The following is a 14,304-nucleotide window of genomic DNA, read 5'->3' as shown; positions in this document are numbered from 1 at the left end:
TCTTTGTTTTTCTATTATCTATCTGACTTGTAGCTTTGGTGCATCCGCCATCTGCGCAAATGGGCGCTTTATCCGATGCACCAAGCCCTCAATGATCCCGCCGTTTGCTCAGATAATCCTCTGTGGTGCGGACCCTGGGGCGTTCTGCCCCAGCCAAGGGGCTGTCCTTTTGGTGAAACTGGGCTTGAACCCGGCAATCATCGCACATCTGGATCATCCGCGCCATTTCTGGGCGGGCGAACATGGCGTGTTTTCCGGCCAGTTTCTCGGTGATCTTCTCTACGGTGGATTTCACCCCAAATAAAGCGCCGCATTCAACACAGGCAAAGGGCTCTTCTTCATGCAAGACGACCTGTGACAAGGCGACGGGATCAAGATTGAGCCGTGGCTCAAATGAAATCGCATCTTCTGGGCATGTATTGGCACAGATGCCGCATTGCAGGCAGGCTTCTTCCTGGAACCGAAGTTGCGGCAGATCGGGGTTGTCACCCAATGCGCCGGAAGGGCAAAGCGACACACAGGACAGGCACAGGGTGCAGCTATCCTGATCGACCAGAACAGCACCATAGGGGGCCTGCGCGGGCAGGGGCAGGTGTTTTGCCTCTGGCTGCAGCGCCATAGCGGCCTGTCGCGCAATCTGGCGCCGTGATCCCATGGGGCGGATCGGCGCTGCCAGAGCGGCAGGGGCCTTAGCCTCATAGAGCGTATCACTCAGTGCGTCCGGGTCGGAAAGGTCCAGCAGCCGTGCCTGCTCTGGGCCGGCAATTGCCAGAGCCAGGGCGAGCTCTGCCTCTTGAACATTGCGGTCGATCCCAGGACTTAGCAAGATCGAGACATCGGCAAAACCTGCTGCGAGCGCCGCTAGGATTTCCGCGTGGCCAAAGGCATTGAGCGCGGTGACCTCAAGCGGCACCACGTCCGCAGGAAGCCCGCGGCCAAAGCGAGCTGCGAGACTGATCATTTCGCTGCCATGAGGGGAAACCACCAGCAAGCGAGGGTTTTGGCCTCCGGCCTCCAGATAGGCTTTGGCCAGAACTTGAATGCGACGGAACTGGGCGTCCGTAGCAGGGGCGTCATAGGTGATCGCGCCGGAGGGACAGAGCGCCGCGCAGGCGCCGCAGCCTGCACAGATCATCGGGTCGATGCTGACGTGATCCCCAGCGGAGCTGATAGCCGAGGTGGGGCAATGGTCCAAACATTTGCTGCAGCCCGACTGTGAAGCACGGGAATGGGCACAGAGCAGGGATTCATGGCGCAGGTAGAGAGGCTTTTCAAAGGTGCCCACCATCTGTGATGCGGACAGAATGACATCTGCAACCGCCTGTGGGTTCCTGGGGTCAGCCCGCAGATAGCCTTCCCGCTTTTCTGGTGCCGGAAACAGCGGCGTTCCCCCGCGCAGATCCAGAATGAGGTCACACTCGGAGACGGCCCCGTCGCGTGCCGCTGTCCAGCTCCACTTGCGTCCCGTTGCATCCAGTTGCTGAAGCGCATCAAAGCGGACTTTGAACTGACCCAAGGCGCCTGTGGCGCGCTGCAATTTGCCGCGCACCACATCAAAGGCGCGCCCCATGGTGAGGCGCTCGGGATCAGATATGCCTTCTTTCGCATCGGTATCAAGCAGCACGGTGATGCCCAGCACCTCCTGGAGCCGTTCGGCCGCGGCCAGCGCTGCCTCTGGCGCACCAAGGATCAGACATAGCCCTTCGCAGGTCACGTCCAGGGACTTGCCAGGGGAGATCTGTAATGAGGCCTCTGCCACCAGGGCGGACATTTTGGGTATCAGATCACCGGTATCAGTGGTCCAACCGGCCCGATCCCGCAGGTCGAGCACCGGGAGTTCAGGCTGGTCCAGTTCTGAGGCGAGGTCAGCAAAAAATCTTTTTTCCTGGGCGCAGCAAATGACCGATTCGCCACTTGAAATTGCAGCTGCCGCCGCCTCCACCTGGGTGGTGCACAGGGCAGAATGAACGCGACTGCACTCCAGTCCGGTGGCCTTGGAAAGGGCCTCGGGGTTGAGGGCTTGTGTCCCTGAACAATCACATAAAATCAATTGTTTGGTCATTCTTTTCCTCGCGAAAATTTCGGCAAAATCCGATCGGATCCTCCGCTGGCTGGGGGGTCAGACTAGCTCTGATTCTTTGTCGAGGTAAACCGGCTTTCACCTCCAGAAGCAGCTGTTCGGGCAGATGCTGAGAGCTGGTGATTCGCCATTTGGTGGTGAGCAGAGTTCCTGATCTTTTTTGTCAAAATAGACATTTAGACCGCTGGGCTGTGGTGGTGATATTGCAGCGCCCCAATTTGTCCCAACGCGGCAGTTTTCTTCAACTGCCCTCTTTTTAGGCTTTCGTGGCGTCACCCGGTCGGCGCAATCTGGGATTAACAAACGACGGTCCGGCGTTTCGCGACTGGGCTGCAGCTGTGACAGTGGAAATGACAAAGGGTGTCGTGACGGGTGAGTCAAAACACACAGAAAACTGATGTGATGCCTGTGGGAGTGGTCTTGCGCCGCTCACCCGGTGTGACCCGTTGGGCCAAATGGAATTGGACCGTTTCGGCTCTGTTGCCCGCGGCCGCGGCGGCGGAGTGGCAGCTGTTACGCAGTGAAGGCGGCGTTAGCGAATACCATGCTGCGACACTGCCATTGGAGCTGCACCGTGCCGAAGCAGAGGCCTATATGCAGGCGCTGACGACCACTCCCCCCTCCCTCTATGTGATCTTGCGAGAGGTCAGCCAGGGAGAGTTTCCCCTAGAGGTCACGCTGATCACGGCCTCGCCGTTTGAGGCGCAGGACTATGCCGACAGCGGTGAAGAGCTGGTCGAGAAGGTGGCGATGCCCCCGGGGCTGGTTGCCTGGCTGCGGGAATTTACCCTAGCGCATTTCCAGGAGGAAGAATTTAAGAAACGCCGCCGGGACAAGAAGGATATCGGCGGTAGCGAGGATGGCATCGGTGATCCGCGCATTTCGCAGCTCACCGATGTGTATCGCTCGCCGTCTCTATCCAAGCGGGGACGGATGCAATGAGCGGCGGCAATTTCTGGTCCCGTCGACAGGCCGCGGTTGCGGCCGAGGCTGAAGCCGAAGAACAGGCGGTGTTGGCCGCCCAGTCGGCCGTCCGTGAGGCTGAGCTTGCGGAGCAAAGTGACGAAGAAATCCTGGCTGCGCTGGATCTGCCCGCACCTGAGAGCCTCGCGGAGGGGGATGATTTTAAGGTCTTTCTGACTGATCAGATTCCTGCCCGGATCAAAACCCGCGCGCTGCGGCACCTGTGGCGCGCCAATCCGGTCTTGGCCTGCGTGGATGGGCTGGTGGATTATGGGGAGGATTTCACTGACGCAGCCTGCGTCATTGAAGGTCTGCAAACCGCCTATCAGGTGGGCAAGGGTATGACCCAGCATGTGGAGGCCTTGGCGCAAGAAGCTGAAGCGGAACGCCTTGCGGCCCAAGCCTCTTGCGACCCCGAACCGCAGATCCTGCCAGTGGAGGACGCTGCCCCCGAGGGTGAGCCTGAAAGCGTGATATCAGCACAGGAACCGGCATCGATCCCGGCACCAGATCCAGAACTGGCTCTTGCTGCGATCCAGGCCGGACAGGCCGATCCGAGCGCCGATGCCGTTCCACTGGCCGAAACACAAATCACAGCTGCCCCGCGGCGTATGCGGTTTTCGTTTGACGGAGCCGGAGTATGAGCCTGAGCGAGACGAAGACCCATGAGGAGTCCGAATTGATGACAGAGTTAGAGACTATGACGCAGGTCCCAGTGCCACCTGTGAAGGTTGGGGCAGAAGATCAGATGCGCGCCGATCTCTATAACTATCTTGGGGTGATGCTGGCCGGGCCACCGGATGAAATGCTGCTGGGGCAGACCTCCGGATTGGCGGGTGATGACAGCCCATTGGGTGACGCTATAAATGCCCTGGCTAAATTGGCGCGCCATAGCAAAACTGCTTCGGCAGAGCGCGAGTTCAACAAGCTATTCATTGGGCTGGGTCGTGGTGAGCTGCTGCCCTATGCCAGCTATTACCTCACTGGCTTTCTGAATGAAAAACCACTGGCGCAGCTGCGTCAGGACATGGCGGCTGGCGGTCTGACCCGCGCGCCCAATGCCTATGAGCCTGAGGATAATATTGCCTCCCTCATGGAAATGATGGGGGCGATGATCGCTGGGCGCTTTGGCACGGCGGCGGATCTGGCGCAGCAAAAGCAGTTCTTTTCCAAACATATCGGCCCCTGGGCCGGACATTTCTTTTCAGATCTCGAAGGTGCCAAATCTTCGGTTCTTTATGCTGCGCTCGGCGCTGTCGGGCGGCAGTTCATGGAGATCGAAGCTGAGGCTTTTCGGATGAGCGCGGAGTAATCCGCAAAAGGGTGCTGGGCGAATACCCGGCGCCGTAACCCGTGAAACAAGTACTTGGCCCAGGCGCCAGGAGGAGGAGTTCACATGAGCAAGAAAGATGAGGGGGCCAACAGCCGCCGCGACTTTCTGAAAATGGCGGCGACAGGCGCGCCGCTGGCTGCGGTGGTGGTTGCCACCAGCGGTACTGAGGCTGCGGCCGCAGAGCCTGATCTGGCATCAGACAGGATGCAGGATACCGCGCATACCCGCGCCTATTACGACAGCACCCGGTTCTAACCAGCACCGGTTGCAGACAAGAGTATTCATTCGCCGCGTGGCAACTGGTAGCGAGACGCCCGACCGCCAAGTGGTTTCCTTGAACCAAGCGCGCTCTTTCAAGTGTGAAGGGGCTAGCAAGGGAGGTTTACATGCTTAGGAAAAAGACCAACGGGGTTGCGAGACGCCCCCAGCGGAGCTCGATCCTCAACAAGGTCGCGGAAACATCCGTTGACCGCCGCTCATTTTTACGCGGCTCTGGCCTGGCCATAGGCGGCTTGGCTGCCATCAGTGCCACTGGTGGCACTGTCACTCAGGCGACGGCGGCGACTGCAGCTGCTGGCGCGGTCGAAACCATCAAATCAGTTTGTACCCATTGTTCCGTTGGCTGCACAGTTGTGGCTGAGGTGGATAGTGGTGTCTGGATCGGGCAAGAACCCGGTTGGGACAGCCCCTTTAACCTAGGCGCCCATTGCGCCAAAGGGGCCTCGGTGCGCGAACACGCTCATGGAGAGCGCCGCCTGAAGTACCCGATGAAAAAAGAGGGCGGTGAGTGGAAGCGCATCTCTTGGGATCAGGCCATCGACGAGATCGGCGGCGGTATGATGGATATCCGCGAAGAAAGCGGACCCGACAGCGTCTATTGGCTTGGCTCGGCCAAGCATAACAACGAACAGGCCTATCTGTTCCGCAAGTTCGCGGCCTACTGGGGGACCAACAACGTCGACCACCAGGCGCGGATCTGTCACTCAACCACTGTTGCGGGTGTGGCAAATACATGGGGCTACGGCGCCATGACCAACAGCTACAACGACATTCACAACTCCAAATCGATCTTCATCATTGGTGGAAACCCGGCCGAGGCGCATCCCGTCTCGCTGTTGCACCTCTTGAAGGCCAAGGAAGAGAACAACGCGCCGGTGATCGTCTGTGATCCGCGCTTTACCCGTACCGCAGCCCATGCAGATGAATATGTCCGCTTCCGGCCCGGCACCGATGTCGCATTGGTCTGGGGAATTCTGTGGCATATTTTTGAAAACGGCTGGGAAGACAAAGAGTTCATCCGCACCCGTGTCTGGGGCATGGAGCAGATCCAGGATGAGGTTTCCAAATGGAACCCCGCTGAGGTCGAGCGCGTCACCGGAGCGCCAGGGGAACAGTTGGAGCGCGTCGCGCGTACCCTGGCCAACAACCGTCCCGGCACCGTGATCTGGTGCATGGGGGGGACCCAGCATACCACCGGCAACAACAACACCCGAGCCTATTGCATTCTGCAGTTGGCGCTGGGCAACATGGGCGCCTCTGGTGGTGGCACCAATATCTTCCGTGGCCATGACAATGTTCAGGGCGCGACGGATCTTGGCGTGCTCTCGCATACTTTGCCGGGCTACTATGGCCTGTCCAAAGGGGCCTGGGCCCATTGGGCGCGTGTTTGGGAGGAAGACCCCGAGTGGCTCTCCAATCAGTTCGATATGCTGAAGGGGGCTGACGGCAAGGACAAGAGCCTCCAAAACCTGAAGGGCATTCCAGTCAGCCGCTGGATTGATGGCATCCTCGAAGACAAGGATAACATTGATCAGCCCAACAATGTGCGGGCCATGGTTCTGTGGGGGCATGCGCCCAACTCGCAGACCCGGATGACGGAAATGAAAACGGCGATGGAAAAGCTGGATATGTTGGTCGTCATTGACCCCTATCCAACAGTTTCTGCCGTGTTGCAGGACCGTACCGATGGCGTCTACCTGCTGCCGGCCTGTACTCAGTTTGAAACCCGTGGCTCTGTTACGGCGTCAAACCGCTCCTTCCAGTGGCGCGACCGCGTGGTCGAACCTCTGTTTGAGAGCCTGCCGGATGAGGTCATCATGGCCAAGTTCGCCAATAAGTTCGGTTGGGCGGATCGTCTGTTCCGCAACATCGAAATGGATGACCCTGAAACCCCCAATGTTGAAAGCATCACCCGTGAGTTCAACAAGGGGCTCTGGACTATTGGCTACACTGGTCAAAGCCCGGAACGGCTAAAGCTGCACATGGCCAACCAGCATACCTTTGACCGCACCACGCTGCAGGCCGTGGGTGGCCCTGCGGATGGCGATTTCTATGGTCTGCCGTGGCCTTGCTGGGGCACCCCAGAAATGAACCATCCAGGCACGCCAAACCTCTATGATATGTCCCGGCCGGTCTCTGAGGGTGGTCTCACCTTCCGCGCCCGCTTTGGCGTAGAACGGGATGGCGACAACCTGCTGGCCGAAGGCGTCTACAGCAAGAATTCGGAAATCCAGGATGGATATCCCGAATTCACCATGCAGATGCTGATGGATCTTGGCTGGGATGGCGATCTGACGGACGAAGAGCGCGCCTCGATTGAGGCTGTGGCAGGTCCAAAGACCAACTGGAAAACCGACCTGTCGGGCGGCATTCAGCGGGTGGCGATCAAGCACGAATGTGCGCCCTTTGGCAATGCCAAGGCGCGGGCCGTTGTCTGGACCTTCCCGGATCCGGTGCCTATTCACCGCGAGCCGCTTTATACCAACCGCCGCGATCTGGTAGAGGACTACCCAACATATGAGGACCGTCAGGCCTATCGTCTGCCGACCCTTTATGCCTCGATCCAGAAGAACGATGTCTCTAAGGACTATCCGATCATCCTCACCTCCGGGCGACTGGTGGAATATGAGGGCGGCGGTGAAGAAACCCGTTCGAACCCCTGGCTGGCAGAATTGCAGCAGGACATGTTTGTCGAAATCAACACGCGCGACGCCAATAACCTGGGCGTGCGGGATGGCGAACAGTGCTGGGTCGAAGGCCCCGAGGGCGGCAAGGTCAAAGTCATGGCCATGGTCACCGAGCGGGTTGGGGTAGGCGTTGCCTTTATGCCCTTCCACTTTGGTGGTCATTTCCAGGGTAAGGACCTGCGGGATAAATATCCCGAAGGCGCAGACCCTTATGTTTTGGGTGAAAGCGCCAACGTGGCCTTCACCTATGGCTATGACAGCGTCACCCAAATGCAAGAGAGCAAATGCACTCTTTGCAAAATCACTGCAGCATAAGGAGAGAGAGACATGGCAAGAGCAAAGTTCCTCTGCGACGCCGAACGCTGCATTGAATGCAATGCCTGCGTGACCGCCTGTAAAAACGAGCACGAAGTGCCCTGGGGCATCAACCGCCGCCGGGTCGTCACCCTGAACGACGGCACACCTGGTGAGCGTTCGCTCTCCGTGGCCTGTATGCATTGTTCCGATGCGCCCTGCATGGCGGTTTGCCCGGTGGATTGTTTCTACCAGACAGCTGATGGTGTGGTGCTGCACTCCAAGGATCTGTGCATTGGGTGTGGCTATTGCTTCTACGCCTGCCCCTTTGGGGCGCCGCAATATCCACAGGCGGGCGCCTTTGGCAGCCGTGGCAAGATGGACAAATGCACCTTCTGCGCCGGTGGCCCCGAGGAGAACCACTCCAATGCGGAGTTCTCCAAATATGGCCGCAACCGGATCGCGGAAGGCAAGCTGCCGATCTGCGCAGAAATGTGTTCGACCAAGGCGCTGCTGGCGGGCGACGGTGACACCGTCTCGGAAATCTACCGGGAGCGGATTGTGGCACGTGGCTTTGGCTCCGGCGCCTGGGGCTGGGGCACAGCCTATGAGCAAAAGGGCGGCTAAGCGCCTTTGACGTTCACATGAAACGGGGACGGCCTGCGTGATGTGGGCCGTCCGCGATGTGGTATTTTCTTATCTGCGACCTGCAAAGGAGTGTGGCCCATGCTGCGCCTGGCATTTCTATCTTTATTGCAGCTAACGCTGTGTTTCTTCTTGATGTCTGATCCGGTGATAGCTCAGGCGGTCCCGGCAGATGCGAACACAGCTGTGGATCGCAGCGCAACGGGTGGAGCCCAGACCCTGGATGATATCCTCGCGCGGCAGCAGCAGCAAAAACTGGATGAGCGTTTTCGCCAGGAAAATATTGGCAACCCGGAGGCCGCAGCGGCGCTGAGCGAACAGCTCGGAACATTGGGCGGGGTTTCGGATTCTGAGCTGTGGCGGCAACTGCGTTATGATTCAGCGCAGATTTCGGTGTCGAGCGGTGGCGAAGTTGCCAAAGTGCTGGTGCAGGACGGGGGCATGCGTTGGCTTGAGTTTCGCGCAGGACCGCTGCGCCAATACGGAGGTTGGCTGCTCTTGGGCACAATTGCGGCCTTGGGGGTATTCTTTTTGTTGCGGGGAAGAATTCGCATTGATGGAGAAAAAACAGGCCGCACGGTGACCAGATTCAAGAGTATTGAACGTTTTGGTCACTGGTTACTGGCAGGCTCGTTCATTGTTTTGGGTATTACCGGCATTCTGTCCCTATTTGGGCGACTGTTTATTGCGCCATACCTCGGGAAGGTGGCGAATGCGACGCTGCTGGATCTGAGCAAATGGCTGCACAATGTCGTGGCTTGGGGGTTTATCGCGGGATTGGTGATGATCTTTGTCATGTGGGCCGTACATAACATCCCCAATCGGACCGACCTGACCTGGCTGCGTCAGTTTGGCGGCATCATTGGCTCGGCGCATCCGCCCGCCAAGAAATTCAACGCAGGACAAAAACTGATCTTCTGGTCCGTGGTGGTATTTGGCACGTCGATCTCGCTGTCAGGTGTGTCCTTGCTGTTCCCCTACGAGTTACCACTCTTTGCCAAGACCTTTGGGTTCTTGAATACGACGGGCCTGTCTGAACTCTTGGGCCTCGGTCAGTTGCCTGTAGCGCTGGCGCCGCAGGAAGAGATGCAGCTTGCCCAAGCTTGGCATGCTATTCTGGCCTTTGTACTGATGGCTATCATTATTGCACATATCTACATCGGCTCCGTTGGGATGGAGGGCGCTTATGACGCGATGGGATCTGGTGAAGTGGATGAGGCCTGGGCCAAACAGCACCACTCGATCTGGCTGCAAGAGATGCAGGATAAACAGACAGAGGCCTCTGAAGACAGTGCTGCGACGCCCGCAGAATAACCGGACTGCGGGTAGACAGTTTGATTTTTGCCAGCAAAGGCGTCAGGCTGAGGGGGCATGGGGATGAGAGACGGGATGGTAACAGCGATGCGTCCGGCGGAGAGCGCAAGCGATGAATATGGCGAGAGCCTTGTCGGTGCGTCTATCCTGGTGATCGATGATGAACCGGGTATGCGCAACTTCCTCACCAAGATCCTGGAGCCGCGTTGTAAACGTGTGGAGCAGGCAGCCTCCGCCGCGGAGGCGTCTGCTATCCTGGATCAGGCGCATTTTGACCTGATCATTCTGGACAATGTGATGCCGGGCAAGACGGGGTTGGAATGGGTGCAGGAACAGCGCCGGGTGGGGCTGTTTGCGGATACTATTCTTGTTACGGCCTACGCAGACCTCGAAACCGCGATCCTGGCGCTACGGGCTGGGGTTGCTGATTTTGTGCTCAAGCCGTTTCGGGCCAATCAGATCCTCAACTCTGTTGCGCGTGCCTTAGACCGAAAATATCTGCGCCGGGAGAACTACCTGCTGAAACATGAGCTGTCGGCGGAGGGCAATGCGGCCCGTGGGCGGTTGTTGGGGAAATCTGTTGCAATTTGTCAGGCCCGTGAAATGTTGCACAGGCTGGCACCTTTGCCGACTCCTGTTTTGTTCACCGGTGCCAGTGGGACTGGCAAGGAAATCGCTGCTCGTACCCTGCACTCGTTGTCAGAACGGGCGGCAAAACCCTTTGTGGCCGTCAACTGTGCAGCGATTGCACCCGATCGCATCGCCCATGAACTGTTTGGCCAGATAGATGACCAAAACCGTCGCAAGGACGGGCTATTTCTCCATGCGGATGGCGGGACTTTGTTTTTGGACGAGGTGGCGCAGATGCCGGATCAAGTGCAGGCTGCGTTGCTGCGGGTTCTGGAGGATCAGCGGGTGCGCCCTGTTGGGGCGGAGCGAGATATCCCCCTGAACCTGCGTTTTTTGTTTGCCACCAACGCGGATCTGCAACAGGCGGTAGCCGAAGGGCGTTTTCGCGCCGATCTGTACCATCGGATCAATGTCGTCGAAATTAAGATGCCACCGTTAAAGGAGCGTGTCGAAGATATCGTCGAGTTGGCGGCGCTCTTTATGGAGCAATTTGCCATCAGCCTAGGGATGGCGGCGCTGGAGCTAAACGAGGAAACTCTGCTGAAATTCTCTCGCTATGATTGGCCAGGAAATGTGCGGGAATTGCGAAATCTTATCGAACGTTCCGTGATCCTGGGGGAGTTCCCCGAGGAGTTCGCTGGGAAAGGGGCAATCACCGGCGTAGCGGCGGTTGAATCCCTGGATCTGGTGACCCAACGCCATATCATGCATGTTCTGGACGCCTGCGATGGCAACCGAGCAGAGGCGGCCCGGCGACTGGGTGTCTCTCGCAAGACCGTTGATCGCAAGTGTTCCAGCTGGGAGGTCTGAAGCGAGCGAACTGGGCGCCATTTTTCGGCAAAGTTTGCTGACGCTAGGCGCCCGCGGTGCAGTGCCTGTTGGCGTCAAGAACGGGGCAAACGAAGGCCGGACGTTTATTCGGCAGCTTTGTTGCTGGCCTCAATCGGCGCATTCTGTGCCGAGGGTAGCCAGATGGAGAAGGCCGCTCCTCCAGATTTCCGGTTGCGTGCAGTAATGATCCCGCCCGCCCGCTGGATCAAGGTTTGGCTGATCGATAGGCCCAGACCGGTGCCTTCACCAAGTTTGGTAGTGTAAAACGGGTTGAACACTGCAGCAAGATTATCCTCTGCTATACCGCAGCCGGTGTCAGCAACTGTCAGCAAGGCACCATCGCGCCCGTCGCGGGAAGAGGATTCCAGGGACAAGCGTAGAAGGCCGGGGCCTTCCATGGCCTGCGCTGCATTGAGGATGAGATTGATCACCACCTGTTGCAACTCTCCGGGGTCGATGCGAACCGGCGGAACCGGCTGCGTTCCCTGGTCGAACTGCTTTTCCACCTGAATTGCCTGCCGGGAGATCACATGGTCCACCAGCACGAGGCAGTCACTCACCAGGGGCGCAAGGTCCAGGCTCTCTTCAAAAGTACCAAACTCCGAGGGGCGGGCAAACTGCAACAACCTGCCAACAATGGCTCCAATGCGCATGACCTGATTGTCGATGAGGTCGAGTTCTGTTCCTACCTCCTTGGCTGCGGGGCCCAGCGTCATACGCATGACATCGACGTTGCCCTGGATCACGGCCACGGGGTTGTTGATTTCATGGGCGACCCCAGCGGTGATTTCCCCAATGGAGGCGAGCTTCTCGCTCATCACCAATTGCTTGAATGTTTCCTCGAGCTTTTCGTTGGCCGCCCGCAATTCGATTGTGCGCCGGTCAACCCTCTGGTTCAACTCTCCCGCCCAATCGCGCAGGCGCTGATCGCGCTCTTGGATTTGGTCCAGCAGACTGTCCAGATGCCTGGCAACCTGGCCGATTTCATCCTGCCGTCCGATATTGCCATTGCGCGCCGCCAGATCGCCACGTTCGACCCGTTTCATGGTGAGGCTCATGCGTTCCAGTGGTGAAAAGATCCCTTTGGCGAGCCACAAGAACAGGGGGGCAGATAGCACAAGGACAGCCAGGAAAACTGCGACGATGGTCCAATATGCGTTCCGTTTTGCGGCAGTGTAGGGGGCCTCTAGAAAACCGACATAGAGCATCCCCACCCGCGTGCCGTAGCTGTCAGTCAGGGGCAGATAGCCCGAGATGTACCAATCATTGACCACAAAAGCCCGATTAAGCCAGGTCTGCCCCTCCCCCAGAACCTTGTTGCGCACCACCGCTGAGACACGGGTGCCCAGGGCGCGGACATCCTCAAACAGGCGCACATTGGTGGAGATCCGAGTGTCCTCTAGAAACAGGGTTGCTGTGCCCTGACGGTTCTTTTCAGCGGGTCCGCCGAGGTAGACCAGCGCATTCAGCGTGTCGATAAAACCAAGGTTGCGGTTGAGCAAACGGCCACCGCGCAGCACGCCGTGATGGCCCAAGAGAGCGACCGGTGCGGCGGTATGTAGGACCATGCCCCTGTCCTCAACCTCGCGCGAGGTTGGTTCGGCCGCTTCGGTGTCGATCAGTGGAATGCGGGCCTGATCCGCCAGATGCGGGGCGACATTGGCAAGATCCTCAGCAGTGAAAATATCAATCTGCGAGGCGCGCTGCCCCTGTGTCGCGGCCTGGATAACTGGCCATTGCCCCAGAGGTGGGGTCAGATCTGCAAGCGTGAGATACTCGAGGAAATCCAACTCCAAGTCGCCGCGCAGGGCCTCAAGGTGAGAGCGCACTGCCGCAGGGCCTTTGGCAAGCGCCTGTTGAAATGCGGTTGAATTGGCAATGCTGCGCAGGCTTTCGGCACTGCCAGTTTGCAGGTGACCCAGATATTGCTCGGCAATGCGCAGATCGCTTTCGACCTTGGCGATGAGGACGGCGTCATAATCGGCATTCCACCGCGCCATCGCCAATGTCAGCAGCAGCGGCATCAATACGGCGAGGGGCAGAAGGGCCAGCACCAGCAATCTGAGACGGACGGATTTCAGCTGCTTTCTCCCCTATCAGCATCCCGTCAGAGTGCCACTTCTTGACGCAAAAAGGCAAGAAAAAGCCAGACCTGCGGAGGCCTGGCGTTGGGGGTTTGGTTTAACATCAAGGGCGCTGGTTAGGCTTATTTGAGCAGGCAGCCCATATGTCGTCCGGTGTCCAGCATCCGGTTGGAAAAACCCCATTCATTGTCATACCAGCTGACAACACGAACCAGTCCACCGGCCGTTACCGAGGTCTGGGTCGCTGCGAAACAGGACGAATGTGGGTCGTGATTGAAATCCACCGAAACCATTGGGTCGGTCTCATAGGAGAGGACGCCTTGGAGAGGCCCGTTGGCCGCTGCTTGGACCGCTGCATTGATCTGCTCCACGGTTGCGGGGCGTTCGGGCATGAAGCTCAAATCCACCACGGACACATTTGGGGTAGGCACGCGGATGGCAGAGCCTTCGAGGCGCCCTTTGAGCTGTGGCAGTACCTCGGCGATGGCACGGGCCGCCCCGGTGGAGGTTGGCACCATCGACAGAGCGGCAGCGCGTCCACGGTAAAGATCGCTATGGGGGCTGTCGTGTGTGGGCTGATCACCAGTATAGGCGTGGATGGTGGTCATATACCCAGTCTGAATGCCGAAGCTCTGGTCCAGGACCTGCGCCAGGGGTGCCAGGCAGTTTGTGGTGCAGGAGGCATTTGAGACAATCAGATCCTGTGATGTCAGATCGCTGTGGTTTACACCGTAGACCACGGTGCGATCCATCTCTTTGCCAGGGGCAGAAAGCAACACGCGTTTGGATCCATTGCCCAAATGGGCCGAGGCGGCCGCATGGGAGGTAAAGTGTCCGGTACATTCAAAGGCGATATCTACATCCGACCAGGGTAAGGCCTTGGGGTCTCGGATCGCGGTCAGGCGAATCGGCTTGCCGCCCACGGTCATCTGGTCCTCGCCATGGGCGACTGTGGTCTTTACCCGACCATGCACCGAGTCGTATTTCAGCAGATGCGCCAGGGTAGCAGCTGGGGCCAGATCATTGATGGCCACCACTTCAATATCCTTGGCACCGCTTTCCAACAGTGCGCGTAACACCCCACGGCCAATGCGGCCAAATCCATTGATTGCGATTTTGAGGGTCATGTTAAGGCTCCGATATGCGACAAGGGGGCGGGGTGAA

The 14,304-nt window shown here is 58.4% G+C and carries 11 protein-coding genes; 8 read left to right on the top strand and 3 right to left on the bottom strand.

What is annotated here, in order from left to right; all coding sequences use genetic code 11:
* Positions 1 to 88 precede the first annotated feature (88 nt).
* Positions 89 to 2,062: a 4Fe-4S binding protein gene (locus MED193_RS09735; protein WP_009809539.1), complete on the bottom strand. Its 1,974-nt coding sequence runs from the start codon at positions 2,060 to 2,062 to the stop codon at positions 89 to 91.
* Between the two features lie 420 nt (positions 2,063 to 2,482).
* Between MED193_RS09735 and MED193_RS09730 the strand changes: the two genes are divergently transcribed.
* The 8 genes from MED193_RS09730 (at position 2,483) to MED193_RS09695 (ending at position 11,035) form a co-directional block, all read left to right on the top strand.
* A complete protein-coding gene (locus MED193_RS09730; protein WP_009809538.1) occupies positions 2,483 to 3,022 on the top strand; it encodes a DUF3305 domain-containing protein in 540 nt (179 codons plus the stop codon).
* Positions 3,019 to 3,687 (top strand): DUF3306 domain-containing protein, encoded by a 669-nt coding sequence (locus MED193_RS09725; RefSeq protein ID WP_009809537.1) that lies wholly within the window; start codon positions 3,019 to 3,021, stop codon positions 3,685 to 3,687. The genes MED193_RS09730 and MED193_RS09725 overlap by 4 nt, the downstream gene beginning before the upstream one ends.
* A gap of 56 nt (positions 3,688 to 3,743) precedes the next feature.
* Entirely contained in the window at positions 3,744 to 4,355 is a 612-nt protein-coding gene (locus tag MED193_RS09720; RefSeq protein WP_085978309.1) for a molecular chaperone, read from the top strand.
* 84 nt (positions 4,356 to 4,439) lie between these two features.
* Positions 4,440 to 4,631 (top strand): twin-arginine translocation signal domain-containing protein, encoded by a 192-nt coding sequence (locus tag MED193_RS09715; RefSeq protein WP_009809535.1) that lies wholly within the window; start codon positions 4,440 to 4,442, stop codon positions 4,629 to 4,631.
* Positions 4,632 to 4,762: 131 nt separating this feature from the next.
* The gene (locus MED193_RS09710; RefSeq protein ID WP_009809534.1) at positions 4,763 to 7,657 is read left to right on the top strand and encodes a formate dehydrogenase subunit alpha; all 2,895 of its coding nucleotides are present in this window, start codon (positions 4,763 to 4,765) and stop codon (positions 7,655 to 7,657) included.
* A 12-nt stretch (positions 7,658 to 7,669) separates the two neighbouring features.
* Positions 7,670 to 8,263, top strand: a complete 594-nt coding sequence (gene fdh3B / locus MED193_RS09705) for a formate dehydrogenase FDH3 subunit beta (RefSeq protein WP_009809533.1) — start codon at positions 7,670 to 7,672, stop codon at positions 8,261 to 8,263.
* 99 nt (positions 8,264 to 8,362) lie between these two features.
* A complete protein-coding gene (locus MED193_RS09700) occupies positions 8,363 to 9,595 on the top strand; it encodes a formate dehydrogenase subunit gamma (protein WP_009809532.1) in 1,233 nt (410 codons plus the stop codon).
* 75 nt (positions 9,596 to 9,670) lie between these two features.
* A complete protein-coding gene (locus tag MED193_RS09695; protein WP_009809531.1) occupies positions 9,671 to 11,035 on the top strand; it encodes a sigma-54 dependent transcriptional regulator in 1,365 nt (454 codons plus the stop codon).
* A gap of 104 nt (positions 11,036 to 11,139) precedes the next feature.
* Here the strand turns inward: MED193_RS09695 and MED193_RS09690 are convergent, their stop codons facing one another.
* Together MED193_RS09690 and gap are read right to left on the bottom strand one after the other, a co-directional pair.
* Positions 11,140 to 13,137 carry a HAMP domain-containing sensor histidine kinase gene (locus tag MED193_RS09690; protein WP_039966082.1) on the bottom strand — a complete coding sequence of 666 codons (1,998 nt, stop codon included), beginning with the start codon at positions 13,135 to 13,137 and terminating at the stop codon, positions 11,140 to 11,142.
* 125 nt (positions 13,138 to 13,262) lie between these two features.
* On the bottom strand, positions 13,263 to 14,267 hold the full coding sequence (gap, locus tag MED193_RS09685) for a type I glyceraldehyde-3-phosphate dehydrogenase (protein ID WP_009809529.1): 1,005 nt from the start codon (positions 14,265 to 14,267) through the stop codon (positions 13,263 to 13,265).
* Positions 14,268 to 14,304 lie beyond the last annotated feature (37 nt).

The sequence above is a fragment of the Roseobacter sp. MED193 genome, assembly GCF_000152965.1.
Lineage (GTDB): Bacteria > Pseudomonadota > Alphaproteobacteria > Rhodobacterales > Rhodobacteraceae > Pseudophaeobacter.
The sequence above is the reverse complement of the archived record's forward strand: the minus strand, read 5'-3'. Positions and strand labels throughout refer to the sequence as shown.

Coding starts and splice junctions, on each gene's coding strand:
- MED193_RS09725 (WP_009809537.1), top strand. CDS start 3,019: ATGAGCGGCGGCAATTTCTGGTCCCGTCGACAGGCCGCGGTTGCGGCC.
- MED193_RS09710 (WP_009809534.1), top strand. CDS start 4,763: ATGCTTAGGAAAAAGACCAACGGGGTTGCGAGACGCCCCCAGCGGAGC.
- MED193_RS09730 (WP_009809538.1), top strand. CDS start 2,483: ATGCCTGTGGGAGTGGTCTTGCGCCGCTCACCCGGTGTGACCCGTTGG.
- MED193_RS09720 (WP_085978309.1), top strand. CDS start 3,744: ATGACGCAGGTCCCAGTGCCACCTGTGAAGGTTGGGGCAGAAGATCAG.
- fdh3B (WP_009809533.1), top strand. CDS start 7,670: ATGGCAAGAGCAAAGTTCCTCTGCGACGCCGAACGCTGCATTGAATGC.
- MED193_RS09735 (WP_009809539.1), bottom strand. CDS start 2,062: ATGACCAAACAATTGATTTTATGTGATTGTTCAGGGACACAAGCCCTC.
- MED193_RS09695 (WP_009809531.1), top strand. CDS start 9,671: ATGGTAACAGCGATGCGTCCGGCGGAGAGCGCAAGCGATGAATATGGC.
- gap (WP_009809529.1), bottom strand. CDS start 14,267: ATGACCCTCAAAATCGCAATCAATGGATTTGGCCGCATTGGCCGTGGG.
- MED193_RS09715 (WP_009809535.1), top strand. CDS start 4,440: ATGAGCAAGAAAGATGAGGGGGCCAACAGCCGCCGCGACTTTCTGAAA.
- MED193_RS09700 (WP_009809532.1), top strand. CDS start 8,363: ATGCTGCGCCTGGCATTTCTATCTTTATTGCAGCTAACGCTGTGTTTC.